Below are 24,685 nucleotides of genomic sequence, written 5' to 3' on the forward strand. Positions count from 1 at the left end.
GCTACCGGCCCCGCGATCGACGGTCCGGGTTTCGCTTCGCGCCAGATTGCCATTGATGCTGCCCTCTGTGACGGCGATCCGCCAAGATATGCATATATCTGTCGCTCGAAGCGGTGAACTCTGCCCCGGATGCCCCGTACGGGCGCCACACTGTCGGCTCGGCAGGCAGTGGGAGGGAGACATCACATGCAGCACGGCCCTGCGGTGCGACGCCGCAAGCTCGGGGAGGAGCTGCGGAGGCTGCGCCACGCGTCGGGACTCACGAGCCGGGACGCGGCGCGCCTGCTCGGGTGGCACCAGTCGAAGGTCAGCAGGATCGAGACCGGCGTCAGCGGAGTGCGGCCCGGGGACGTGTCCCGGCTGCTGGACACGTACGGCATGGACGACCCGAAGCTGCGCGAGGTCCTGGAGGCACTTGCCGGTTCGGCGGGCGGCGGGGGCGCAGGCTGGTGGCATGCGTACCGGGGTCTGATCCCCCCGCAGTACCGCGATTTCATCAGCCTGGAGTCGCAGGCGCGCACGGCGCGCACGCTGGAGACATCGGTGGTGCCCGGTCTGCTGCAGACCGCCGACTACGCCCGCGCGGTGACCCGGGCATCGCTCGACGGGCTGCCCTCCGGTCAGCTGGACTCGCTGGTCGAAGTGCGGCTGGCCCGGCAGGGCGTGCTCCGGAGTGATCCGCCGCTGCGGCTGACCGCGGTACTCGACGAGGCCGTGCTGCGGCGGGAGGTGGGCGGTGGCCGGGTGATGCGCGAGCAACTGCGTCACCTCGCCCGGATCGCCCAGCTTCCTCACGTACAGCTGCAGTTACTGCCGTTCTCGGTGGGCGGATACGTGGGACTCACCGGACCGTTCGTTATTTTCTCATTTCCGACCGCTTCTGATCTAGACGTGGTCGTTCTTGACCATTTGACGAGTAGCCTCTACCTGGAGCGGAAAGAAGACCTTGAGGCGTACAGCTCGGCCTTCCGCACTCTGCAGGCGCACGCGCTGTCGCCGGAGCACTCGTTGGACCTGATCGCCGCAATCGACCGCGGCGGTCGGTGACCCCGGACTGCCCGAGGGAGCGTCATGCCGGATGGACTCGCACAGCACGCGTTACGGTGGCGGCGCAGCAGCCGCAGCACGGGAATGAACAACTGCGTGGAAGCCGCGCAACTGGGCCTGCGGCGACTGGCCGTGCGCGACTCCAAGGACGTGTCCAGGCCGGCTCTGCAGTTCTCGGCGGCGGCCTGGACGTCCTTCGTCTCCACTCTGAGCAGTGATTCGGTCAGCTGACGTCGCGGCTGTCTCCACTCCGAGTGGTGATTCGGTCGGCTGACACCGTGGCTGTCTCCACTCCGAGTGGTGATTCGGTCGGCTGACACCATGGCTGTCTCCACTCTCAGTGGTGGGTCGGGTCAGCTGACACCGCGGCGCACGGCGCCGGGTGGCGGTCCCTGCTGGGTCAGCCGGCCGGTGCGGTCCGCCGCACGAGCGCCACCGCGTGTGCGATCTGCTCGTCCGTCAGATCGGCGCGCGCGGTCAGCCGCAGCCGGGAGATGCCGTCCGGGACCGATGGCGGCCGGAAACACCCGACCGCCATCCCCGCCGTACGGCAGTCGGCGGCCCAGCGCACCGCGGCATCCGCCGACGGCGCGCGCACGGACACGACGGCCGCGTCGGGGCGGACCGCGGTCAGCCCCGCCGCGGTCAGCCCCTCGTACAGCGCGGTGGCCACCGTACGGGCCCGGCCCGCGCGCTCCGGTTCGCGGCGCAGCAGCCGCAGGCTGCCCAGGGCGGCGCCGGCGGCGGCCGGCGCCAGCCCGGTGTCGAAGATGAACGTGCGGGCGGTATTGACCAGGTGGTCGATGACCCGGGCCGGGCCGAGGACCGCTCCGCCCTGGCTGCCCAGGGACTTGGAGAGGGTGAGTGTGGCGACGACGCCCTCACGGCCGGCGAGACCGGTGGCCGCGAGCGCGCCGCGCCCTCCGTCGCCGAGCACGCCCAGGCCGTGCGCGTCGTCGACGAGGAGTGCGGCGTTCTCCTCGCGGCAGGCAGCGGCCAGTCCGGCCAGCGGGGCGGCGTCGCCGTCGACCGAGAAGACCGAGTCGGTGACGGCCAGCGCCCGGCCCGTGTGCGCGTGCAGGGTCTTGCGCACGGCCTCGGGGTCGGCGTGCGCAACGACGGCGGTCTCGGCCCGTGAGAGCCGGCAGCCGTCGACGATGGAGGCGTGGTTGCCCGCGTCCGAGACGATGAGGGAGCCCCGGCCCGTGAGGGCGGTGAGGGCCGCGAGGTTGGCGGCGTAGCCCGAGGACAGGACGAGCGCGGCCTCGAATCCGCAGAAGTCCGCGAGCTCTCGTTCGAGTTCCGCATGAAGTGCGGTCGAACCGGTGACGAGCCGGGAGCCAGTGGCCCCGGCGCCCCAGCAGCGTGCCGCCTCGGCCGCCGCGGCGGTGACTTCCGGGTGCCGGGTCAGGCCGAGGTAGTCGTTGCTCGCGAGATCCAGGAGTTCCGTTTCGGCGCTCCGGGGCCGCAGCCTGCGGACGAGCCCGGCGTCCGCGCGGCGGAGGGCCTCGTCGTCGATCCAGTCGAACGGGGTGAAGGACATGGACGGTCCCTTTTGTAGGCAGCTCACAGACCCTAGCCGGGGTCGCAATCAGGCATGGTGTGGCAATGCACACACCCTCCGCGGACTCTGTTGTCCGGTTCCTCCTTGGCTCGGAGCGGTGCCGTGCGTCAGGATCATCGCCATGGACCTCCTGAACACGCTGGTGGACAAGGGGCTGCGGCGCGAGCTGCCGACCCGTGAAGAAGCGCTCGCCGTCCTGGCAACCCCGGACGAAGAGCTGCTCGACGTGGTGGCCGCGGCCGGAAAGGTGCGCCGTCAGTGGTTCGGGCGGCGGGTGAAGCTGAACTATCTGGTCAATCTGAAGTCCGGTCTCTGCCCCGAGGACTGCTCGTACTGTTCGCAGCGGCTGGGCTCCAAGGCCGAGATCCTCAAGTACACCTGGCTGAAGCCGGACGAGGCGTCGAAGGCGGCGGCCGCAGGAGTGGCCGGGGGCGCCAAGCGCGTCTGCCTGGTCGCCAGCGGCCGCGGCCCGACCGACCGGGACGTCGACCGGGTCTCGCAGACCATCGAGGCGATCAAGGAACAGAACGAGGGCGTCGAGGTGTGCGCCTGCCTCGGTCTGCTCTCCGACGGACAGGCCGACCGGCTGCGGTCGGCGGGCGCCGACGCGTACAACCACAACCTCAACACGTCCGAGGGGACGTACGGGGACATCACGACCACTCACACCTACGCGGACCGGGTGGAGACCGTGCACCAGGCGCAGGCCGCCGGTCTCTCCGCCTGTTCCGGGCTGATCGCCGGCATGGGGGAGAGCGACGCGGACCTGGTCGACGTCGTCTTCGCCCTGCGCGAGCTCGACCCCGATTCGGTACCGGTCAACTTCCTGATCCCGTTCGAGGGGACCCCGCTCGCCAAGGAGTGGAACCTGACGCCGCAGCGCTGCCTGCGCATCCTGGCGATGGTGCGGTTCGTCTGCCCCGACGTGGAGGTGCGGCTCGCGGGCGGGCGCGAGGTCCATCTTCGCTCGATGCAGCCGCTGGCCCTGAACCTGGTCAACTCGATCTTCCTGGGCGACTACCTGACCAGTGAGGGCCAGGCGGGCCAGGCGGACCTCGACATGATCGCGGACGCCGGGTTCGAGGTGGAGGGCGCCGGGACGACGACGCTGCCCGGGCACCGTACGGACGCGGGCGGCGGCTGCGGTTCGCACTCCGGCGGATGCGAGCCGTGCGGCGACGCCTCCGCGACGGACACCGCGCAGGAGGCCGAGGTCCCGGGAGCGCGCACGGACCTGGTGGCGGTCCGCAGGCGCGGCGCGGGCACGGATCTCGCCCCCAATGCCTGAGCCGCTCTCCCCCGCCGCGCTGCTGGCGCTGGACCGGGCGCACGTCTGGCACCCCTACGGCCCGATGCCCGGCCGGCAGGACCCGCTGGTCGTGGAGTCCGCGTCCGGCGTACGACTCCGGCTCGCCGAACCGGCGCACGGGCAGCACGAGTTGGTCGACGGCATGTCCTCATGGTGGTCGGCCGTGCACGGGTACAACCATCCGGTGCTGAACGAGGCGGCGCGCGACCAGCTGGGCCGGATGAGCCATGTGATGTTCGGCGGGCTCACGCACGAGCCCGCCGTGCGGCTGGCTGCCCGGCTGGTCGAGATCACCCCGGAACCGCTTCAGCACGTCTTCCTCGCCGACTCGGGTTCCGTCTCGGTCGAGGTCGCCGTGAAGATGTGCCTGCAGTACTGGCGCTCGGCCGGACGTCCGGCCAAGCAGCGGCTGCTGACCTGGCGCGGGGGTTACCACGGGGACACCTGGCAGCCGATGTCGGTCTGCGACCCCGAGGGCGGCATGCACGAGCTGTGGTCGGGGGCGCTGCCCCGCCAGGTCTTCGCCGACGCGCCGCCGGCCGGTTTCGACGCGGAGCCCGACGCCGCGTACACGGCGCATCTGCGGGAGCTGATCGCGCACCACGCCGATGAGCTGGCCGCCGTGATCGTGGAGCCGGTGGTCCAGGGGGCGGGTGGGATGCAGTTCCACTCCCCCGCGTATCTGCGCGTGCTGCGCGAGGCCTGCGACGAGCACGGTGTGCTGTTGGTGTTCGACGAGATCGCGACCGGATTCGGGCGGACGGGCCGGCTGTTCGCCGCCGGCCACGCCGGTGTCTCACCCGATGTGATGTGCGTGGGCAAGGCGCTGACCGGCGGCTATCTGACGATGGCGGCGACGCTGTGCACGACTGAGGTGGCCGACGGCATCTCGCGCGGCGAGGTACCGGTGCTCGCCCACGGTCCGACGTTCATGGGCAATCCGCTCGCCGCCGCGGTGGCCTGCGCCTCCATCGATCTGCTGCTCGGCCAGGACTGGGAGCAGGAGGTCAAGCGGATCGGGGCCGGTCTGCGCGACGGTCTGGCGCCTGCGGCGGACCTGCCCGGGGTCCGGGACGTGCGGGTACTGGGCGCCATCGGCGTCGTCCAGCTCGATCACGAGGTGGACATGGCGGCGGCGACCCGGGCGGCGGTGCGCGAGGGCGTATGGCTGCGGCCGTTCCGCGATCTCGTGTACACGATGCCCCCGTACGTGACCGGTGACGACGATGTGGCGCGCATCTGCCGCGCGGTGTGCGCGGCGGCGCGGGAGGGCTGAGATGAACATTCTCGTGGTGAGCGGAACCGGCACCGAGATCGGCAAGACGATCGTGACCGCGGCCGTCGCGGCGGCCTGTGCGGGCCATCGGGTGGCCGTGCTCAAACCGGCCCAGACGGGCTTGGAACCGGGTGAGCCGGGCGACGCCGCCGAGGTTGCCCGGCTGGCGGGCAGCCATGTGACGGCGGTCGAACTGGCCCGTTTCCCCGAGCCGTTGGCGCCTGCGACGGCCGCCCGGCGCGCAGGGATGGCGCCGGTGCGCCCGTACGAGATCGCCGCGGCCGCCGAGAAGCTGGCGACCGACCACGATCTGGTCCTGGTCGAGGGCGCGGGCGGCCTGCTCGTACGGTTCGACGACGACGGCGCGACCCTGGCGGACGCCGCACGGCTGCTGGCGGCGCCGGTCCTGGTGGTGACGCCTGCCGCGCTGGGGACGCTCAACTCCACGGCACTGACCTCGGAGGCACTGCGCGCCCGCGGGCTCGACTGCCTCGGCGTCGTGGTCGGCAGCATGCCCGCCGAGCCCGGCCTGGCGGAGCGCTGCAATCTGGCGGACCTTCCCGTGGCGGCGGGGGCCCCACTGCTGGGTGTGGTCCCGGCGGGTGCGGGCTCCCTCGCCCCCGCGGACTTCCGTGCCCGGTCGGCAAGTTGGCTGGCGAAGCCGCTGGGAGGCAACCGGCTGCCCGGCTGAACCGCCGAATGGCGCGGGACCGGACCGCCGGCCGCCCGGCTGAGCGGTCCGAAACGGGGCAGAATCGAAGGAGCCGAGCCCTTCCTGCCGCACCGGCAGGACGGGGCGCACTCCGCCGTACGGCCTGCGCGCGCAGGCCCCGTCCAGGAGGTCCGCATGCACCTGCGCAGCACGAAGATCCCCCGGGACGCGGTGCACCATCCCGTCTTCGCCCGGTGCTATGCCCGGATGAGCGTGGCCGCCGAGTCTGCGGCGGGAATGGCGGCGGTGCGGGCGGAGCTGCTGACCGGGCTGTCGGGGAGGATCATCGAGATCGGCGCCGGCAACGGTCTGAACTTCGCCCACTACCCGCCGGCGGTGTCCGAGGTGGTGGCGATCGAACCCGAACGCACTTTGCGGCAACTGGCCGTACGGTCCGCGCTGCGTGCCGGAATCCCGGTGGACGTGGTGCCGGGTACGGCGGAGGCGCTGCCGGTGAAGAGCGAGGCGTTCGACGGGGCCGTCGCCTCGTTGGTGCTGTGCACGGTACGGGACGTGGAGCGGTCGCTCGCGGAGGTACGGCGGGTTCTGCGGCCTGGCGGTGAGCTGCGCTTCTTCGAGCATGTACGGGCCGACGGGCGCGCCATGGCCGCCACCCAGCGCGCGCTGGACCGGACCTTCTGGCCGTGGGTGGCCGGTGGCTGCCACACCTCGCGCGACGCGATCGGCGCGATCGAGGCGGCCGGGTTCACCGTGGAGACGTACCGGAAGGTCAACATGCCGGAACGCGGCCTCCGGCTCCCCACGTCGTCGTGCGTGCTGGGGGTGGCGCGACGGTCCGCGGTGGTGGACCGGGGGCGGCAGGGGCTCCGCTGACGGCGCGGGCGCGGGGACGGGATCGGGCAGCAGCAGGGTGGGCTACAGGCTCCACCGGCGCAGCTCGTCGGCGATGGCGCGGACGTCCGCCTTGCCCTCCTTGACCAGCAGGGCCAGATCGCGCACCTGCTCGGGCGAGGTGATGACCTTCAGCCCCGACGCGACGAGATAGCCGTAGGCGACGGCGGAGGCGAACATCGCGTTCGAGCGCTCCAGCGCGGGCACGTGCAGCAGAAGCTGCAGCAGTGAGGCCGCCCTGGAGTGCGGATCGCTGTAGACGGGGCTGCCGAAGATCTCCGCCTCGTGGCGGGCGACCGCGGCGACCAGCGCGCCCCAGTCGGTCACCTGGGGGTCACCGGGCATCTTGTGCTCCGCGACCATGAGCAGCCAGGAAAGCTGGATCCGGAGGTTCAACGGGTACCTTTGCGCTCCGGGCCGAACTCCTCGGCGAACACCGATTCGTACTGCTTCATGAAGTCGGCGGCGGCCTCGACGAACGTGTGGCCGACCTCGCCCGCATCCTGTTTGACGAGTTCCTCTATGTAGCGATTCACGCTCATCCCCCTCTGGAGCGCGCGCTGCCGCGCGGCCTCGGCGGTGGCCTCGTCCACTCGAACGTTCAGCTGAGTCTTGGGCACTCCACCACGCTAGCGCGGGGTTGCTAGCATCGGCAAGAGAACAAGCCGCGCCGGAGCGCGGGCCACGGTCGCCACCGGGCCCCTGTCCTCCTCGGCGGGCCGGCGGCCGTCCCGGAACGCAGTCGTCGCACGGCCGATGTCACCATCGGGCCGCGGGATCCGTGCTGCGGGGCGTCGCGCCCCCCATCACCTGGCCTGTCGCCGCGTCGGCCGGAGCAGGCGACGGCGCGCTTGCGGCCCTACCGTCGAAGCATGAGCGACGTATACCGCACCCGGCCGCCCCCTCGGCCGAACAAGTGGTCATAATTCCTGGTCAGGTAGCCGAAGTCACCGCAGTCGGCCACGTCCTGGCATCGAGTGCATGCCAACCGACCAGATCTCGCGACGACTCATGGAGTGACATTGAGTACGACGTTCCGTTCCCGCATCACCGCCCGGCTCGGGCGCAGCTACCTGGCCAGGATCCAGAAGCACGGGTTCGGGTCCTCCACGATCAGGCTGCTGCCCGAGGAACTGCTGACGCCGCTGCGCAGGGACGGCCTGGATCCCGTACGCCGGCCGGGCGGAACGCCGGCGAGCCCGCCGGTGTCCCGGGTCGAGCTGCCGTTCGGCATGGACGCGTGGGTGGTCACCGGATACGAGGAGTCGAAGGCCGTACTGGGCTCCGCAGACGGGTTCAGCACCGACTTCGCCCACCTGGCGGGGAACGCGGGGATCGCGGCCGAGCAGAGCCCCGGCGGACTCGGTTTCAGCGATCCGCCGGTGCACACGCGGCTGCGCCGCATCCTCACCCCCGAATTCACCATGCGCCGGCTGCGCCGTCTGACCCCTCGGATCGACGCCATCGTCGAGGAGCGTCTCGACGCGATGGCGGCTGCACCGGGACCGGTCGACCTCGTGCACGCGTTCGCGCTTCCCGTCCCCTCGCTCACGATCTGTGAACTGCTCGGCGTGCCCTACGAGGACCGGAACGACTTCCAGCAACTGGCCATGGACCGCTTCGACCTCTTCGCGGGGACCACCGCACCCTTCGGCGCCATGTCCGCTTCGCTGGACTACTTCAGGGGAGTTGTCAGGGCGCAGCGGGAGAAGCCGGGTGACGGCCTCCTCGGCATGATCGTGCGGGAGCACGGGGACAGCGTCGACGACGAGGAACTCGCGGGACTCGCCGACGGCGTGCTCACCGGCGGGTTCGAGACCACGGCCAGCACGATCGCGCTCGGCTCCCTCGTACTGCTGCGGAACGAGGACGTCCTGGAGCGGCTGCGCACGGACGACACCACGACCGCGCCGTTCGTCGAGGAGGTGCTGCGCTACCTCTCAGCGGTCCAGATGGCCTTCCCCCGGTTCGCCCGTGAGGACATCGAGATAGCCGGGGTGGTCATTCCTCGCGGCGACATGGTTCTCTGCTCCCTGAGCGGCGCCAACCGTGATCCGTCGTACGTCACGGACGACGGACGCTTCGACGTGGACCGCGTCCCTGCGGCGGGGCATCTCGCCTTCGGTCACGGCATCCACCGTTGCATCGGCGCCGAACTGGCCCGGATGGAACTGCGCGCCGCCTATCCGGCGCTGGCGAGGCGGTTTCCCCGGATGCGGCTTGCCGTCCCTCCGCAGGACCTCGCCTTCCGCAAGCTGTCGATCGTCTACGGCGTCGAGTCGCTCCCGGTGCATCTGCACTGAGTCCGCCGGAGCCCTGCCTCCTCACACGACCGGTTGCGGAACACCGGAGGATACGGACACCGGAGCGTACGGACACAGGGGGACGCGGGCACAGGGGGCAGGGGGCAGGGGGCAGGGAACACCGCAGGGCGGGGAATACCGGAGGGCGGGGAAATCGTTCGCCCATCGGAGTGACACTCTGCTTGGCTCTCGTTCCATGAGCGATCTCCACATCCGGTGTGCCGCCCTCGCCGACATCGACGCCGTGCTGCGGTTCTGGCGCGAGGCGGCAGAGGGAACGAGCATCAGTGACGACCACGACGGGGTGGCCCGGCTGGTCACGCGGGATCCCGAGGCGCTGCTCCTCGCGAAGCGGGACGGGCTTCTCGTGGGCACCGTGATCGCCGGCTTCGACGGGTGGCGATGCTCCGCCTACCGGCTCGCCGTGCTTCCCGCCCTCCGTCGCCAGGGCATCGCCACCGCATTGCTCGAAGCGGCGGAACAGCGGTTCGCCGCGCTCGGCGGGCGCCGGGCCGACGCCATGGTCCTGGAGGCCAACGAACGCGCGCACCGGGCATGGGCCGCGGCCGGCTATCAGCGCGAGGATCACTGGCGGCGCTGGGTGAAGCCGCTGTAGGAACGGCCGGTGCCCCAGTGCTCGGCGCGGCCGCCACCTGCGAAGGCGCGGCGCCGTGGGCACGGCCGAGGCGCACCGCTTTGCCGGTCCTTTACTATGGGTGCTCCCCCATCGATCACTACGAAAGGTGTGAGCGTCCGCCCATGGGCGAGCCTCCCAGTAGCCAATACGGCCGACATCGCGCGATCCTCCTGCCCCTGCCCGATCATGGGACGGAGGTGAACCGATGACCGAAGTGCTTCTGCTGCTCGTGGCGGTACTGCTCTCCCTTGCCTGCGGCGCCTTCGTCGCGGCGGAGTTCTCCCTGACCACCGTCGATCGCGGCCAGCTCGAACGGGCCGTCGAGCGGAACGAACGGGGCGCCGCCAGCGCCATGAAGGCGGTTCGCAGCCTCACCTTCCAGCTCTCCGGGGCCCAGCTGGGCATCACGGTCACCAATCTGGTGGTCGGCATGCTCTCCGAACCCTCCATCGCCAAACTGATCCGTGGCCCGGTGGAGGCCATGGGGCTGCCGCCCGGCGTGGCGTCGTCCCTGGCGCTCGTCATCGGCACGGCCCTGTCCACCGTCTTCCTCATGGTGGTCGGTGAGCTCGTCCCGAAGAACTGGGCCATCTCCTCGCCGCTCGCCGTCGCGAAGGCCGTCGCCACCCCGCAGCGGGCCTTCACCGCCGTCTTCCGGCCCTTCATCAGCCACCTCAACAACACCGCCAACCGGATCGTGCGCCGCTTCGGGCTCGAGCCGGCCGAGGAACTGGCCTCCGCCCGCAGTCCGCAGGAACTGGTTGCACTGGCCCGCCACTCCGCCAAGGCGGGCGCCCTGGAGGCGGACACCGCCGAGCTCTTCGTGCGCACCCTCAACCTGGCGGAGCTGACCGCGGAGAACGTGATGACGCCGCGGGTGCAGGTCACCGCACTGGAGGTGCAGGCGACCGCCGAGGACGTCGCCAACGCCACACGGGCGACCGGCCTGTCCCGGTTCCCCGTGTACCGGGGCAGCCTCGACACCGTTGTGGGCGTCGCTCACATCAAGGACGTCCTGGCCATCCCCGCCGAGCAGCGCCCCCGTAAACGGGTGTCCGAGATGTTGCGCGAGCCGCTGCTCGTACCGGAGACCCTGACCGTGGACCGGCTGCTGGACCGGCTCTCCGGCAAGCTCGCCATGGCGGTCGTCATCGACGAGTACGGCGGCACGGCCGGTGTCGTGACGCTCGAGGACATCGTCGAGGAGGTCGTCGGGGAGGTGCGGGACGAGCACGACCCGCATGAGACACCGGACCTCGCGCCGGCCGGTGAGGACGCCGACGGACGCACCCTGTGGTCGGCCGACGGTGCGGCCCGTACCGACCAGTTGGAGACGATCGGACTGAGAGTGCCGGACGGACCGTACGAGACCCTCGCCGGACTGATCGCCACCGAGGTCGGCCGCATCCCCGCCGTGGGCGACTCCATCGAGCTGGCCGGGTGGCGGATCGATGTGGTGGACGCCTCCGGGCGCCGCGCCGCACGAGCGCTGCTGCATGCGCCGCTCCCCGGTTCCGACGAGCTGTCGGAGGGCGAGCGATGATCGCCGTACAGCTCTTCATCGGACTGATGACGCTGGTCGTGAACGCCTTCTTCGTCGGCGCGGAATTCGCCCTCATCTCCGTGCGGCGCAGTCAGATCGAACCGCAGGCCGAGGCCGGGAACCGGCGGGCGCGGAGCGTCATCTGGGGGCTCGAGCACGTCTCCGCGCTGCTCGCGGCGGCGCAGCTGGGCATCACCCTGTGCACGCTGGTCCTCGGCATCGTCGCGGAACCCGCCATCGCCCATCTGCTCGAGCCGGTCTTCAACGCCGTCGGGATTCCGCACGGCCTCGTCCACCCGATCTCGTTCGTGATCGCGCTGACGGTGGCCACGTATCTGCACATGCTGCTGGGCGAGATGGTGCCGAAGAACATCGCGCTCGCCGAGCCCGTGCGGACAGCGCTGACACTCGGGCCGCCGCTGGTGACGCTGGCCCGCGCGCTGCGTCCGGTCATCTTCACCATCAACGCCTTCGCCAACACGCTGCTGAGGCTGATGCGGGTGGAGACCAAGGACGAGGTGTCGGCCACGTTCTCGGACGACGAACTGGCCCGGCTGGTGAAGGACGCCGGGGATGCCGGTCTGGTCGACGACCGTGCGGCCGAGCGGCTGCACCACGCGCTGGAGCTGGGCCGGCGCCCGGTGCGGGACGTGGTCCTGCCGGTGGACCAGGTGATGTACACCAGGGTCGGGACGACGCCGGAGGAACTCGAGCGGCTCTCGTCCGAGACCGGCTTCTCCCGGTTTCCCGTGATGGACAGCGAGCAGAGGATCCTGGGCTACCTCCATGTGAAGGACGCCCTCGACGTCACGCCCCGGGACATGGCGTTCCCGGTGACCGCGATGCGGCCGATCGCCCGGGTGCGGGCGGACACCCCCCTCGACGACGTACTGACCGCGCTGCGGCGCAGCCGTACGCACCTGGCGGCGGTCGTCGACGAGGACGACCGGCTGGCCGGAATGGTGACGATGGAGGACGTCCTGCGGGAGCTGGTGGGGCGGCCGCAGACACGCTGATCCCGGGGCGGGCGGGCACGCGGCGGGGCCGGTCCGGGGCAGGGTGCAAGGGGCCGGTCCGGACAGGGCCGGGGCTGGGTTCCGCGCTCGGGCCCGGCCCTCCCGCCTTCCTTCCGCCTCCTTCCGGCCTCCATCCGCCCTCCTCCGCTCTCCTTCCGGCAAGCGCCGGAGCGCACTGCGACGCACCGCGATACCATCGCATCGCCATGGAAATCAATGCCACCTACACCAGTTTTGTCGCGGTCGGCGACTCGTTCACCGAGGGCATGTCGGACCAGCTGCCCGACGGCTCGTACCGGGGCTGGGCCGATGTCCTCGCCGCCCGGCTCGCGGCTCGCACACCCGGATTCCGGTACGCCAATCTCGCCGTGCGCGGAAAGCTCATCAGCCAGATCGTGGACGAACAGGTGGACGCGGCGGCGGCCATGCGGGCGGACGTGGTGACACTGGTCGGCGGTCTCAATGACACCCTGCGCCCCAAATGCGACATGGGCATGGTGCGCGGACGGCTGGAGGAGGCCGTGGAACGCCTCGCGCCGTCGTGCAAGAAGCTGGTTCTGATGCGCAGCCCCGGTCGCAACGGGCCGGTGATGGAACGGTTCCGTCCGCGCATGGAGGAACTCTTCTCCCTGGTTGACGAGCTGGCCGCCCGGCACGGTGCGGACGTCGTCGACCTCTACGGTGCGACAGCACTGGGCGACCCGCGGATGTGGGACGTCGACCGGCTGCACCTCACCGCCGAAGGGCACCGCAGGGTGGCCGAGGCGGTCTGGCAGACACTGGGCCTGCCGCCCGAGAGCGACTGGCAGGCGCCGCTTCCCGCCTCCGTTCCGCCGCGCTGGACCACCAGACGCGTCGACGATGTCCGCTTCGCCCGCCGGCACCTGTTCCCCTGGATCGGACGGCGCCTGACCGGACGCTCGTCGGGTGACGGACGTACGGGAGCACAGTTCAACGCCGAGCTGGGCCAGGCCTTCTGGGTCACCCCCGAGGATGCCGGCCCGCCGGCCCCCGTGGCCGCGTGGCGCCGGGTGGACGCAAGCGAGTAGTCCAAGTCCGGCCCGTTGCGCCCGCCTTGCGCCCGAAGCGGCTTTCACACGTCTGGCGCGCCTTGTTGCGACTTGCCGGAAATAATGGAACGGACCGTCAAGTCGCGGCTACAGGCCGTTTGATGTGGGTAAAGAAATACCCTCTGTGACAAGACTTTTCCCGTGGGGATTTGAACTGATCACAAGATGGTCACTAAGGTCGGGCCTCGAACCTTCGCGCGATTGATCGCCCATCCGGGGTGACAGCGAAGGAACCGCCGATTCCGTGACGTGTACGGAGCCGGGGATTCCCGTCCCCCCATAGCCCGGTAGGCGGCTCGAGGAAGAAGGAGCTCGCCTTCGTGGCGTCCCACCGTCGTCCCAAGCAGCCGAGCCGCACCCGCGTGACCGTGCTCACCGCGACCGCCGCCGCAGCCGTGGCCCTGACCTCCCAGGCCGCGCACGCCGACCCCAAGCCGACCAAGAGCGAGGTCAAGACAAAGGTCGACAAGCTCTACCACGAGGCGGAAGAGGCCACCGAGCAGCACAGTCTGGCCAAGGAGAAGCAGGAGAAGCTCCAGAAGCAGATCGGCGCGATCCAGGACAAGGTGGCCCGCGGTCAGCAGGAGCTCAACACCCTCCGCTCCGGCCTCGGTTCCCTCGCCGCCGCGCAGTACCGCTCCGGAGGCATCGACCCCTCCGTGCAGCTCTTCCTCGCCTCGGACCCGGACAGCTTCCTCGACCAGGCCTCCGCACTCGACCAGCTGACGGGCAAGCAGGCCGAGTCGCTGGCGAAGGTCCAGGAGAAGCAGCGGGCCCTCGCGCAGGAGCGCAAGGAGGCCCAGGACAAGCTGAGCGACCTCGCCGACGTCCGCAAGACACTCGCCGAGAAGAAGCAGAAGCAGCAGACCAAGCTCGCCGAGGCGCAGAAGCTGCTCAACACCCTCACCGCCGCCGAGCGCACAAAGATGCGCGAGAGCGAGCAGCGCGCCAGCCGCTCCGCCGGTGAGCGGGTCGACCTCGGCAACGAGGCCCCCGCCTCCGCCCTCGGCGCCGCCGCCCTGCAGGCCGCCAGCACCCGCGAGGGCCTTCCGTACGTGAGGTCGGCCACCGGCCCCGGCTCCTTCGACTGCTCGGGTCTGACCCAGTGGGCCTACGCCCAGGCCGGTGCCAACATCACGCGCACCACGTACACCCAGATCAACCAGGGCACCCAGATCGCCCGCAGCCAGCTCAAGCCCGGCGACCTGGTCTTCTTCAACAACACTTCGCACGTGGGCCTCTACGCGGGCAACAACACCGTGCTGCACGCCCCTTACCCGGGTGCCTACGTGCGCTACGAGTCGATGAGCACCATCGGCAGCTACCAGACCGCGGTGCGCATCTGACCACCCCGGCGCGAGGCAATTCCCGCACCTCGTACTGACAGTCAAACCCCGCCGGAGACCACTGGTCACCGGCGGGGTTTGACGTACGTTCCCGTAGTGACCTGCACAGGCTCGCCGACCGGGACGGGTTGCCGCTGCAAGGCTCCCGCATGTGCGCGGGGAGGGCCTGTCGGCCGGAGAGTTCGGCTACCGCGTGCTGCGCCTCGGCCGCACGGGTCGCGCCGTCACCATCTCACTACTCTGCGTGCTCGAACATGCTGAAGTATGGAATGCGCGCCGATGGTGCACCGCTGCCGACATCTTCGGACCGGTACTCCGTCGCGTCTCGCGCGCACCTCGCACCCGTGGTTGCAGGGTGGTCCGCAAGCCCCTGTCGTGGCCCTGGACTGGGTGGACGCTCAAGGAGCACTGAAGACGACAGGTAAGCTCTGGACACGTGACTGCTGTGTCTGCGAAGCCTCGCATCCCCAATGTCCTGGCCGGCCGCTACGCCTCTACGGAGCTGGCTGTCCTCTGGTCCCCCGAGCAGAAGGTGAAGCTGGAACGTCAGCTGTGGCTGGCGGTGCTGCGCGCCCAGAAGGACCTCGGGATCGAGGTACCCGACGCCGCTCTCGCCGACTACGAGCGTGTTCTCGACCAGGTCGACCTCGCCTCGATCGCCGAGCGCGAAAAGGTCACCCGGCATGACGTCAAGGCCCGCATCGAGGAGTTCAACGCCCTCGCAGGCCACGAGCAGGTCCACAAGGGCATGACCTCCCGGGACCTCACCGAGAACGTGGAGCAGCTTCAGATCCGGCTGTCCCTGGAACTGATGCGCGACCGCACCGTGGCCGTCCTGGCCCGGCTCGGAAGCCTTGCCGGCGAGTACCGCGAGCTGGTCGTCGCCGGGCGGTCGCACAACGTCGCCGCGCAGGCCACGACACTCGGCAAGCGCTTCGCGACCGCTGCGGACGAGCTGCTGGTTGCCTACGGGCGGCTCGAGGACCTCCTGGACCGCTATCCGCTGCGTGGCATCAAGGGCCCCGTCGGCACCGCCCAGGACATGCTCGACCTGCTGGGCGGCGACGCCGGAAAGCTCGCCGACCTCGAACAGCGCATCGCCGGCCACCTCGGCTTCGCGCAGGCTTTCACCTCGGTCGGCCAGGTGTACCCCCGGTCGCTCGACTACGACGTGGTGACGGCACTGGTGCAGCTGGCCGCGGCGCCTTCCTCGGTCGCCAAGACCATCCGGCTGATGGCCGGCCACGAGCTCGTGACCGAGGGCTTCAAGCCTGGCCAGGTCGGCTCGTCCGCAATGCCGCACAAGATGAACACCCGCTCCTGCGAGCGCGTCAACGGCCTGATGGTGATCCTGCGCGGCTACGCGTCGATGACCGGAGAGCTGGCGGGCGACCAGTGGAACGAGGGCGACGTCTCCTGCTCCGTTGTCCGCCGGGTGGCACTGCCCGACGCCTTCTTCGCGTTCGACGGGCTGGTGGAGACCTTCCTGACGGTGCTCGACGAGTTCGGCGCCTTCCCTGCCGTCGTCGCCCGTGAGCTCGACCGCTACCTGCCGTTCCTCGCCACGACCAAGGTTCTGATGGGCGCGGTGCGCGCGGGCGTCGGCCGGGAGGTCGCCCACGAGGCGATCAAGGAGAACGCCGTCGCTTCCGCTCTCGCCATGCGTGAGCAGGGCACGGAGCGCAACGAACTGCTGGACAAGCTGGCAGCCGACGAGCGCATCCCGCTGGACCGCGCGCAGCTGGACGAGCTGATGGCCGACAAGCTCTCCTTCACGGGTGCGGCGGGCGACCAGGTCACCGCGCTCGTCACCCGGATCGAGGAGATCACCAAGCAGCACCCGCAGGCTGCCGCATACGCGCCGGGCTCCATCCTCTGACGGCTGTGGCCACCCGCCGGTGACACCACACCCGAAGAGCCCCAGGCCGCCCGCGACCGCATTGTTCCCGATGTGGTCACGGGCGGCCTTCGTATGCTGTGGCCGGGACGGATCCTGCCGAGTGCGTCCGTCGCGCTGCCGGGTCGCGCGCCGCCGCCGAGTTGGCGCAGAGGGTGCGTCAAGGCGCCCGTTCCGATGACGTTTCGCCCTTTTCTCGAGGCCGGCCGGTTCCCCTTTGCCATGCGGCGACCTGGGAAGGTTCGCTCATGGTCCTCCGTCCGTGCTCCACACTCGCACCGACCGGCAAAGCCCCCGTTTGATCGCCGGCGCGGTCGAACCGCACCATGCGGGACTTGCGCCCGGAAGCCGGGAACCCTCCTCACGCGCACCCGGACCTCACGGCGGATCGATCTCCGTCACCACCACGCTCAGCTCGCACCCTGGGCCCTCCTTCTCCAGGTAGAGCGCCAGGGCGATCCAGCGCTCCCCGGTGCGCCAGAGACGGAGGTACTCGCATCCCGCAACGGTCTCGGCCCAAGGGTCGGGTATCTCCTCGCCGGACATCATCCGCTCCTGGGCAGTCCACAGGCTGATCATCTGCGGCTCCCCCCAGCGCGCACCGAGCAGAGTGACCAGCGCCTCGTGCTCCGCGAGACACTGAGCGCGGTACTCCAGCCGCCCCGCCTCGTCGTCGTCCCAGTGATCGTCATCCGCGTGCAGGGATGCCGTGTGATACCCGGGCCCGCTGACTCCCGAGCCCGATCGGACACGTTCCACGGGAAAATCTCGGGTGCGCATCCCGTCGATGAGGCGGAGGTGATGTGCGGTGGTCATGCCGTCAGTAAACCGTCCAGCACTGACAACCGAGCCCCCTCGGTGCGATTTGATCTGTTTTCCGCCACAACGCTCCCGCGTTCCAGCGCTCCCCGCACCTTCACCTCATCCCGGTCATGCGCGTGACACCGCCATGCCCCCGCCTCGCCATGCCGTCTGCCTCGTCATGCCCTCCGCCTCGCCACGCCCTCCGCCTGGCCGTAAGCCTGTCGGGCGGCGCTCCCGTCAGGCGTCCCGGCGCCTCAGCGCCCACCATCCGGCCAGCAATGCCGCACCGGTCCACGCCGCGGTGACGGCCAGTCCCTCCCAAGGCCCGAGACTGCCCTCCGGGTATTGATGCAGGACCAACTGACCGGCCCGGTCAGGCAGATAGGCCGCCGCGCCACCGGCGATGTCCCCGACGACGAACGACACGATCAGGATGAAGGGGATGAGCAGGCTGAGGACGGCAACTGCGCTGCGCAGCAGGACCGTCAGCCCGGCTGCGAAGAGCGTCATCAGGGCCAGGTATATCCCTCCTCCGAACGCCGCCCGCAGGGCTCCGGGTTCCCCGAGCCCGATCGCGTACTCCCCCATGAACAGCTGGCCCACCAGGAACGCGCTGAAGCTGGTGACGAACCCGACCGCGAGGGCGGCTCCCCCGACGAGTGACATCTTGACCGTGTAGAAGAGAGTGCGCCGCGGAACGGCGGCGAGCGATATACGCAGCGCGCCGTTGAGATACTCGGACGAGATCGCTGTCGCGCCGAAGGCGATGGCCGCGATCTGACCGAAGTTCAGTGCGTAAAAGGCGCCGAAGACGAGTTCGGCGTCCGCGTTGTCCGCCTCGGCCTGGCCGACGGTGGCGAAGGTGAGGACCGTGACCGCGAGGGTGGCGAGGAAGACCGCCGCCAGGGATCCGGTCGCGGACCGCACCGATCTGATCTTGATCCATTCGGAGCGCAGAACTGCGGTGGTCGACATGCTCAGGCCACCTGACGGATGACGGTAGAAGGACCGGCGGACGCGAATTCAGCCGCGCCGGCGGTGAGATCCAGATAGGCCTGTTCCAATGTGACCTGCTCGTCGATGAGTTCAAGCAGCGGAATACTCTCGTCGGCGGCCACCGCGCCGATCGTCCCCGCCTTCACACCTTCGACGGTCCAGCGCCCGTCCTCGCCCTCCACAGCCCGGTACCCCTGGCGGCTGAGGACCTCACCGAGCCGGGTGGGTTCGCTCGTACGCAGCCGCACCCGTGGCCGGCCTCGGGAGTCCAGGAATTCCTGCATCGGAAGATCGACGAGCAATCGTCCCTGCCCGAGGACGATCAGGTGGTCGGCGAACGAGGACGTCTCGTTCATCAGGTGGCTGGAGACCAGCACCGTGCGGCCCTCGCGGGCGAGCCGCTTCATCAGCTCCCGGATCCAGACGATGCCCTCGGGATCCAGCCCGTTCGACGGCTCGTCCAGCATGACGACCTCCGGGTCACCGAGCATTGCCGCCGCTATGCCGAGCCGCTGGCGCATGCCGAGAGAGAACGTCTTGATCCGGCGGCCGGCCACCTGCCCCAGTCCCGCTTCCTCCAGTACGTCCTCGACCCGGTCGCCACCGATGCCGTTGCTCGCGGCGAGAGCCAGCAGATGGTTTCGGGCCGTTCGCGCCCCGTGGGCCGCCTGAGGATCGAGCAGCGCCCCGACCCTGCGCAGCGGGTCCTTCAGAGCCGTGTACGGCTGCCCGCCGATCGTTGCTGTGCCGCTCGTGGGCCGGTCGAGGCCGAGGACCAGTCGCATGGTCGTGGATTTTCCCGCGCCGTTGGGTCCGAGGAAGCCGGTGACCCGGCCCGGCCGCACCCGAAACGTGAGGTGGTCCACGGCGCGGGTCGCGCCGTAGTCCTTGGTGAGCTCGTTGACATGGATGCTGGTCATGTCCTCAGCGTCGCCGCCGCGGCCGGTGCCGGTCCTCCCCCGCCGGTGTGGACCGCCTCCCCCGCTCGGGGGAGCCGCTGCGCCGAGCGCGCTGGCACGATGGGCCCATGTTCGGACTCCTCCATCCACTGACCGCAGCGGTCACCTATACCCGGTGGCTGCATCTGCTCCTGCCGGGCGCCGTCGTGAGCGTGTGGCTGTTCATCTCGACGGACACCCCGTGGGTGCCCGTCGTCCTGGCCGCGCTGGTGGGGCTGATACCGGGCATGCGCCTCGCCGAGGGAATCCAGGCACAGCTGCTCCTCACACCCGCGGAGCGCGGCGATCCCGAGGCGAGCGTTTCGGCAGCCCCTGCCACCTCATGGCGTGAGCGATGGCGCACCGCGCTCTGGCTGGAGGTGCGGCTGGTGGCTTCCGGGCTGACCGGTATGGCGACGGTGTGGCTGGCGGCCACTTCGGTCGACCTCGTCCGCTCCGCCTCCGGTTCGCAGCCGAGCGACGAGTGGTTTGCCGCCGGGCTGGGCACGCACTGGTGGGCCGCGGTCCTCGCCCCTGTTCCCCTGGTGATGCTGCTCGCCATCGTCGTGAGCAGCGGGGAGCTGATCACCGCCGCCGCGCGATGGCTGCTCGGGCCGACACCGGTCCAGCGGCTGACCGCGCTGGAGGCGCGTACCGAGCAGCTCCTCGAACGCAACCGGATCGCGCGCGAACTGCACGATTCGATCGGACACGCTCTGACAGTCGCGGTCGTTCAGGCGGGTGCGGCCAGGACGGCACACGACCCGGAGTTCACCGAGCGGGCACTGGTGGCGATCGAGGAGACCGGTCGTGACGCCCTGGACGATCTGGAGCGGGTGCTGCGGGTGCTGCGCGAGTCCGGTCCCGCTCCGGGACAGCGTCCGTCGCTGAGCGAGGCGGACCGATTGCTGGATTCGGCGCGGGGGTCCGGGGCCGAGGTCGACGCCGAGATGTCCGGGCCTCTGGAGCAGGTTCCGGGACCCGTCTCCCGCGAGGGGTACCGCATCCTTCAGGAGTCCCTCACCAATGTCCTGCGGCACTCGGGGTCCGTCCCCGTCCGAGTGCGCATCCGCGTCGCGGACAACCGGCTGGAGCTGGAGGTGACCAACCCGCTCACAGGGTCGGCCGGTACGCCGGGGGGCGGCAGCGGACTGCGGGGCATCCGCGAGCGAGCCGCTCTACTGGGCGGAAATGCCAAGACGGGCCCGTACAGGGGGGAATGGATGGTGCACGCGAGCCTCCCGCTGCACGGCATACGCTGAGCGGATGCCGGTTACCGTTCTTCTGGTCGACGACGAGCCCCTGGTCCGCGCGGGACTGCGTGCGGTCCTGGAGGCCCAGCCCGATATCGAAGTGGTGGGTGAGGCGGGCGACGGTGCCGCCGTGATCCCTCTGGTGCGTCAGCTGCGCCCGGATGTGGTGGCGATGGATGTCCGCATGCCGCTGATGGACGGCATAGAGGCCACCCGGGTAGTGCTGCGCACGGTTCCGGATCCGCCGAAGATCCTGGTGGTGACGACGTTCGAGAACGATGAGTATGTCTACGAGGCGCTGCGCGCGGGGGCCGACGGCTTTCTTCTCAAGCGGGCCCGGCCGGCGGAGATCGTGCACGCGGTGCGGTTGGTGGCGGAGGGCGAGTCCCTGCTGTTCCCGGCGGCGGTGCGGCAGCTCGCCGCCGAGTACGGTACGAGCAAGGCGCGGCAGGCCATGGACCGGGCCTCGCTCACCGAGCGCGAATCCGCGGTGCTGCGGCTGATGGCACGGGGCCTGTCCAATGCCGAGATCGCCGCCAGACTCATGGTGGGTGTCGAGACCGTGAAGACCCATGTCAGCGCCGTGCTGGCGAAGTTGGGTGCACGGGACCGTACCCAGGCGGTGATCGCCGCCTATGAGTCCGGATTCGTCGCTCCGAGCTGATTCCGGGCCTTCCCGGGCGGCCCGGCGGCCCACGGTCGCTCAGCCCCTGTGCAGCGAGTACGATCCGCGTGACATGCGCACGAGCTGGGAGGAAACACCGTGGGCCGGCTGACCGGTGGGGACCCGTCGCTGTTGCGTCGGATCAATTCCGCGGTGGTACTGCATGCCCTCAGGGGCGCCGATTCCCCGACCCTCACGGACCTGACCCGGATCACCGGTCTGTCCCGTCCGACGGTCGAGGGCGTCATGGAGGGTCTCTTCGAGGCGGGACTGGTCGTCGAGTCGGCGCCCGACGGTGCCGAGGCACGACGTCAGGGACGTCCGGCCCGCCGGTTCCGGTTCCGCGCCGAGGCCGGGCATCTCCTCGGCGTCGAGATCGGTCCGCACAGGGTCTCGGCCCTGCTGTCGGGGCTGGACGGCCGGATCATCGGCGCCGGCTCCCGTGAGGTGTCGGAGACCGCCTGCGCCGACGACCGCCTCGACAAGGTGCGGACCGTGGTGGCCGATGTCCTTCGCCGGACCGGCGTGGCCCGCAGCAGTCTGCGAGCGGTCGGGGTGGGCAGTCCGGGCATCGTGGAGGCCGACGGCACGGTCCGGCTGGGCACCGCGCTGCCGGACTGGACGGGTCTGGCCCTCGGTGAGCGGCTGCGGCGTTCCTTCCGCTGCCCCGTGCTCGTGGAGAACGATGCGAACGCCGCCGCCGTCGCCGAGCACTGGAAGGGCGCGGCCACGGAATCCGACGACATCGTGTTCGTGCTGGCGGGGCTGAGCCCGGGAGCGGGTTCCCTCATCGGCGGGCGGCTGCATCGCGGTTTCGGCGGCGCAGCGGGCGAGATCGGTGCGCTGCATCTGCTCGGCCGTGACGTGACACCGGAGCGGTTGCTGTCGACGACGGACACACCGCTCGATCCGTTGGACGAGCATGCGGTGGCAGCCGTGTTCGCGAAGGCGCGGCACGGCGACGAGCAGGCGCAGGCGGCCGTCGAACGGTTCATTCAGCGTTTGGTCCACGATGTCGCGGCACTGGTGCTGGCACTCGATCCCGAGCTGGTGGTGATCGGGGGCTGGGCGGCGGGACTGGACGGGGTCCTGGACCCGCTCCGCGGTGAGCTGGCCCGATACTGCCTGCGTCCGCCGCGGGTGACGCTGTCGCTGCTCGGCGAGGCAGCGGTGGCCACCGGTGCCCTGCGTCTGGCGCTCGATCACGTCGAGGAGCAGCTCTTCGCCGTGGAGGGAACGGTGACGGCCCGCCGCTGAGTGCGACGGGCCGTGCGGTGCAAGCCTTGGGCGCCTTCACCCGGTCAGGGTGCCTGACCGGCGGTGCACGCCCTTGGGTGTCCCAACCCGGTCGGTGCGCCTGGCCCCGGTCGAGGCCTTGGGCGTGTTTACCCGGTCAGGATGCCTGGCGTTCCTGGTCGTGGCTGATCTCCAGGTCGCCCGAGTCGCCGAAGGTGAGCCGGCAGGTGTCCGCCCGGTACGTGGCGACGGAGACGGCCGCGGTCCCGCCGGCGGCGAGGTAGCGGGTGGTGACGACGAGGACCGGGGCGCCGGGGAGCCGGTCGAGCTCCTTGGCGTCGTCCGCGCGCGCGGAGCCGAGCTCGACCGAGCGGTCCTGGCCGTCGAGCCCCAGCCGGTGCAGTTCACGCACCACGCTCCGGGCCCGGGCGGCGCCGGACGGGGCGTCTATGGCCGACAGCTCCGGTACCGAGGACGACGGCACGTACAGCAGCTCCGCCGCGACGGCCTGCCCGTGGGTCAGACGGATCCGGCGCACGATGTGAACGGGCTCGTCCGTGCCCACGTCGAGCATCCCGGCGACGGCGGCCGGTGCGGCAGCGGTCCGGCAGTCGGCCGACTGCCAGGCCTCGCCCGCACCGCCTCCGGTCCAGTCGTGCTGGGCGGTGGAGACCGCGACGCCCACGCGCGGCGGCGCGACCGTGGTCCCGACGCCCCGACGGCGCTGCAGCCTGCCTTCGAGTTCGAGCTGTTCCAGGGCCTGTCGGAGCGTGGCCCGGGCGACGCCGAACCGGGCGGCGAGCTCGCGCTCGTTGGGAAGGATCTCCCCCACCGCAAAGTCCGAGTCGAGTGCCTCACTGAGCACGGTCTTGAGGTGCCAGTACTTCGGCTCCTGAACCGATTCCAGCTGCGTGGTCCCCACCCTGTCCTCCGCAATCGCCCAGCGGCTTTTCCGCGACGTTATTTATTAAAGGTTCCTGTCTTAACGTTGAGACCATAGGACGGCTCACCCCCTTGGTCAAGACCAATCCTCCGTCGGTAACGCTGTGAATCGGGGGTCTGCCGCAGAGCGTTCACAGGACGTTCGCGGACCGGCGGTGCTCGCGCAGCACAAAGCCCCACGTCCGGGCAGGTCCGTGGGGCTGTGGGAATCACTCGGCGGGATCGACCGGAGGCGGGTTCGCCGCGAGAAGCGGCCGTTCGGCGGCTGCCACCTATCTGCCGATAAATTGTATGAGTTTGTCAGGATTTCGGATGACGTACACACACTGAACGACTCCGTCCAGCACCTCCAGCTGAATGACGGAATCGGGCCTTCCGCCGGAGAGGACCAGCGCCGCCGGACCACCGTTCAGCTCCAGGAACCGGATCTCCTGATCCGGCACCGGGCCGTGGGCGACGGCGAAGAGGAAGCGGCCGACCTTGTCCGCGCTCTCCAGAATCCGCAGGGGCGCCTTGGATTTCCCGCCGCTGTCCCCGACGAGCCGCACGTCCGCCGCGAGCAGCACGAGCAGGTCTTCGATGTCGCCCCCCGCAGCCGCGGCGAGAAAGCGCTCCGTGAGATCACGGCGCCGGGCGGGGTCGACGTCGTAGCGCGGCTTGCGCTCCTCGACATGGCGCCGCGCCCGCCCCGAAAGCTGGCGTACGGCAGCCTCCGACCTGTCGAGCGTCGCGGCGATCTCACCGTACGGAAAGCCGAAGGCCTCCCGCAGGACGAAGACCGCCCGCTCCAGTGGGGACAGTGATTCGAGCACGACCAGCACCGCGACGGACACGGAGTCGGCGAGCACGGCCTGCTCCGCAGTGTCGGGCACGCCGGGCCCGAATCCGGTGACGAGGGGCTCCGGCAGCCACGGCCCGACATAGGCCTCGCGCCGCGTCCGCAACTGACGCAGCCGGTCGACGGCGAGCCGGGTGACGATCCTCACCAGGAACGCCCGCGGCTCGCGCACATCCTCCCGGGCGTCGGCCGACCAGCGGAGCCAGGCCTCCTGCACCACATCCTCGGCGTCGGCGATCCGGCCGAGCATGCGATAGGCGACCCCGGTGAGTACGGGCCGGTTCTCTTCGAAGACGTCGGTCTCGGTGTCGGTGGTCACCCTCCCATCCCAGCGGCCCCTGCGCGTGGTGTCCAGTTCACGCCGCCCGGCCCCCTTGAACTGGAAGCTACCTGACGGTAATTGTTGTTGACGGAATGTCTAAGCCGCTTGCGGGCACGGTCT

At 70.3% G+C, this 24,685-nt stretch carries 24 protein-coding genes; 16 read left to right on the forward strand and 8 right to left on the reverse strand.

Annotation, left to right across the window (positions count from 1 at the left end; translation table 11 throughout):
- Positions 1-186 precede the first annotated feature (186 nt).
- Together OG782_RS04380 and OG782_RS04385 are read left to right on the forward strand one after the other, a co-directional pair.
- Positions 187-1,047 (forward strand): helix-turn-helix domain-containing protein, encoded by an 861-nt coding sequence (locus tag OG782_RS04380; protein ID WP_406448067.1) that lies wholly within the window; start codon positions 187-189, stop codon positions 1,045-1,047.
- A gap of 24 nt (positions 1,048-1,071) precedes the next feature.
- Positions 1,072-1,278, forward strand: coding sequence for a DUF397 domain-containing protein (locus OG782_RS04385; RefSeq protein WP_406448068.1), 207 nt, complete (start codon positions 1,072-1,074; stop codon positions 1,276-1,278).
- 169 nt (positions 1,279-1,447) lie between these two features.
- Here OG782_RS04385 and OG782_RS04390 read toward each other — a convergent pair whose 3' ends face one another.
- A complete protein-coding gene (locus OG782_RS04390; protein WP_406448069.1) occupies positions 1,448-2,590 on the reverse strand; it encodes an 8-amino-7-oxononanoate synthase in 1,143 nt (380 codons plus the stop codon).
- A gap of 142 nt (positions 2,591-2,732) precedes the next feature.
- Here OG782_RS04390 and bioB point away from each other — a divergent pair, with 142 nt between their 5' ends.
- The 4 genes from bioB (at position 2,733) to OG782_RS04410 (ending at position 6,742) form a co-directional block, all read left to right on the forward strand.
- On the forward strand, positions 2,733-3,899 hold the full coding sequence (gene bioB / locus OG782_RS04395) for a biotin synthase BioB (protein WP_406448070.1): 1,167 nt from the start codon (positions 2,733-2,735) through the stop codon (positions 3,897-3,899).
- Positions 3,892-5,196: an adenosylmethionine--8-amino-7-oxononanoate transaminase gene (locus tag OG782_RS04400; protein ID WP_406448071.1), complete on the forward strand. Its 1,305-nt coding sequence runs from the start codon at positions 3,892-3,894 to the stop codon at positions 5,194-5,196. The genes bioB and OG782_RS04400 overlap by 8 nt, the downstream gene beginning before the upstream one ends.
- A gap of 1 nt (position 5,197) precedes the next feature.
- Positions 5,198-5,887, forward strand: coding sequence for a dethiobiotin synthase (bioD, locus tag OG782_RS04405; RefSeq protein WP_406448072.1), 690 nt, complete (start codon positions 5,198-5,200; stop codon positions 5,885-5,887).
- A gap of 156 nt (positions 5,888-6,043) precedes the next feature.
- The gene (locus tag OG782_RS04410; protein WP_406448073.1) at positions 6,044-6,742 is read left to right on the forward strand and encodes a class I SAM-dependent methyltransferase; all 699 of its coding nucleotides are present in this window, start codon (positions 6,044-6,046) and stop codon (positions 6,740-6,742) included.
- Between the two features lie 42 nt (positions 6,743-6,784).
- On the opposite strand, the gene OG782_RS04415 is transcribed toward OG782_RS04410, so the two are convergent.
- Both OG782_RS04415 and OG782_RS04420 read right to left on the reverse strand, forming a co-directional pair.
- Entirely contained in the window at positions 6,785-7,156 is a 372-nt protein-coding gene (locus OG782_RS04415; protein WP_406448074.1) for a fic family toxin-antitoxin system, toxin component, read from the reverse strand.
- Positions 7,153-7,380 (reverse strand): hypothetical protein, encoded by a 228-nt coding sequence (locus OG782_RS04420; protein ID WP_030921856.1) that lies wholly within the window; start codon positions 7,378-7,380, stop codon positions 7,153-7,155. The genes OG782_RS04415 and OG782_RS04420 overlap by 4 nt, the downstream gene beginning before the upstream one ends.
- A gap of 396 nt (positions 7,381-7,776) precedes the next feature.
- On the opposite strand from OG782_RS04420, the gene OG782_RS04425 reads away from it, so the two are divergent.
- From OG782_RS04425 to purB, 7 genes are all read left to right on the forward strand, one after another.
- On the forward strand, positions 7,777-9,063 hold the full coding sequence (locus OG782_RS04425; RefSeq protein WP_406448075.1) for a cytochrome P450: 1,287 nt from the start codon (positions 7,777-7,779) through the stop codon (positions 9,061-9,063).
- Positions 9,064-9,259: 196 nt separating this feature from the next.
- Positions 9,260-9,679: a GNAT family N-acetyltransferase gene (locus tag OG782_RS04430; RefSeq protein ID WP_406448076.1), complete on the forward strand. Its 420-nt coding sequence runs from the start codon at positions 9,260-9,262 to the stop codon at positions 9,677-9,679.
- 226 nt (positions 9,680-9,905) lie between these two features.
- Positions 9,906-11,243, forward strand: coding sequence for a hemolysin family protein (locus tag OG782_RS04435; RefSeq protein ID WP_406448077.1), 1,338 nt, complete (start codon positions 9,906-9,908; stop codon positions 11,241-11,243).
- A complete protein-coding gene (locus OG782_RS04440) occupies positions 11,240-12,259 on the forward strand; it encodes a hemolysin family protein (protein WP_406448078.1) in 1,020 nt (339 codons plus the stop codon). Before OG782_RS04435 ends, OG782_RS04440 begins: the two co-directional genes overlap by 4 nt.
- A gap of 206 nt (positions 12,260-12,465) precedes the next feature.
- Positions 12,466-13,308, forward strand: a complete 843-nt coding sequence (locus OG782_RS04445) for an SGNH/GDSL hydrolase family protein (protein ID WP_406448079.1) — start codon at positions 12,466-12,468, stop codon at positions 13,306-13,308.
- A gap of 341 nt (positions 13,309-13,649) precedes the next feature.
- Entirely contained in the window at positions 13,650-14,675 is a 1,026-nt protein-coding gene (locus OG782_RS04450) for an NlpC/P60 family protein (RefSeq protein ID WP_406448080.1), read from the forward strand.
- Between the two features lie 436 nt (positions 14,676-15,111).
- On the forward strand, positions 15,112-16,554 hold the full coding sequence (gene purB / locus OG782_RS04455; RefSeq protein ID WP_406448081.1) for an adenylosuccinate lyase: 1,443 nt from the start codon (positions 15,112-15,114) through the stop codon (positions 16,552-16,554).
- Between the two features lie 396 nt (positions 16,555-16,950).
- On the opposite strand, the gene OG782_RS04460 is transcribed toward purB, so the two are convergent.
- The 3 genes from OG782_RS04460 to OG782_RS04470 form a co-directional block, all read right to left on the reverse strand.
- Positions 16,951-17,388: a hypothetical protein gene (locus tag OG782_RS04460; RefSeq protein ID WP_406448082.1), complete on the reverse strand. Its 438-nt coding sequence runs from the start codon at positions 17,386-17,388 to the stop codon at positions 16,951-16,953.
- Positions 17,389-17,613: 225 nt separating this feature from the next.
- The gene (locus tag OG782_RS04465) at positions 17,614-18,351 is read right to left on the reverse strand and encodes an ABC transporter permease (RefSeq protein WP_406448083.1); all 738 of its coding nucleotides are present in this window, start codon (positions 18,349-18,351) and stop codon (positions 17,614-17,616) included.
- Positions 18,352-18,353: 2 nt separating this feature from the next.
- A complete protein-coding gene (locus OG782_RS04470) occupies positions 18,354-19,292 on the reverse strand; it encodes an ATP-binding cassette domain-containing protein (protein ID WP_406448084.1) in 939 nt (312 codons plus the stop codon).
- 107 nt (positions 19,293-19,399) lie between these two features.
- Here OG782_RS04470 and OG782_RS04475 point away from each other — a divergent pair, with 107 nt between their 5' ends.
- From OG782_RS04475 to OG782_RS04485, 3 genes are all read left to right on the forward strand, one after another.
- The gene (locus OG782_RS04475) at positions 19,400-20,572 is read left to right on the forward strand and encodes a sensor histidine kinase (RefSeq protein ID WP_406448085.1); all 1,173 of its coding nucleotides are present in this window, start codon (positions 19,400-19,402) and stop codon (positions 20,570-20,572) included.
- A 4-nt stretch (positions 20,573-20,576) separates the two neighbouring features.
- Complete coding sequence (locus OG782_RS04480; RefSeq protein WP_406448086.1) at positions 20,577-21,227, forward strand: response regulator; 651 nt, start codon at positions 20,577-20,579, stop codon at positions 21,225-21,227.
- A 99-nt stretch (positions 21,228-21,326) separates the two neighbouring features.
- Entirely contained in the window at positions 21,327-22,484 is a 1,158-nt protein-coding gene (locus OG782_RS04485) for an ROK family protein (RefSeq protein ID WP_406448087.1), read from the forward strand.
- A gap of 136 nt (positions 22,485-22,620) precedes the next feature.
- On the opposite strand, the gene OG782_RS04490 is transcribed toward OG782_RS04485, so the two are convergent.
- Positions 22,621-23,385, reverse strand: a complete 765-nt coding sequence (locus OG782_RS04490; RefSeq protein ID WP_406448088.1) for a GntR family transcriptional regulator — start codon at positions 23,383-23,385, stop codon at positions 22,621-22,623.
- Between the two features lie 292 nt (positions 23,386-23,677).
- Positions 23,678-24,562 carry an RNA polymerase sigma factor SigJ gene (gene sigJ / locus OG782_RS04495; protein ID WP_406448089.1) on the reverse strand — a complete coding sequence of 295 codons (885 nt, stop codon included), beginning with the start codon at positions 24,560-24,562 and terminating at the stop codon, positions 23,678-23,680.
- Between the last annotated feature and the right edge of the window lie 123 nt (positions 24,563-24,685).

The organism is Streptomyces sp. NBC_00876 (assembly GCF_045207435.1).
In the GTDB taxonomy this organism is placed as follows: domain Bacteria; phylum Actinomycetota; class Actinomycetes; order Streptomycetales; family Streptomycetaceae; genus Streptomyces.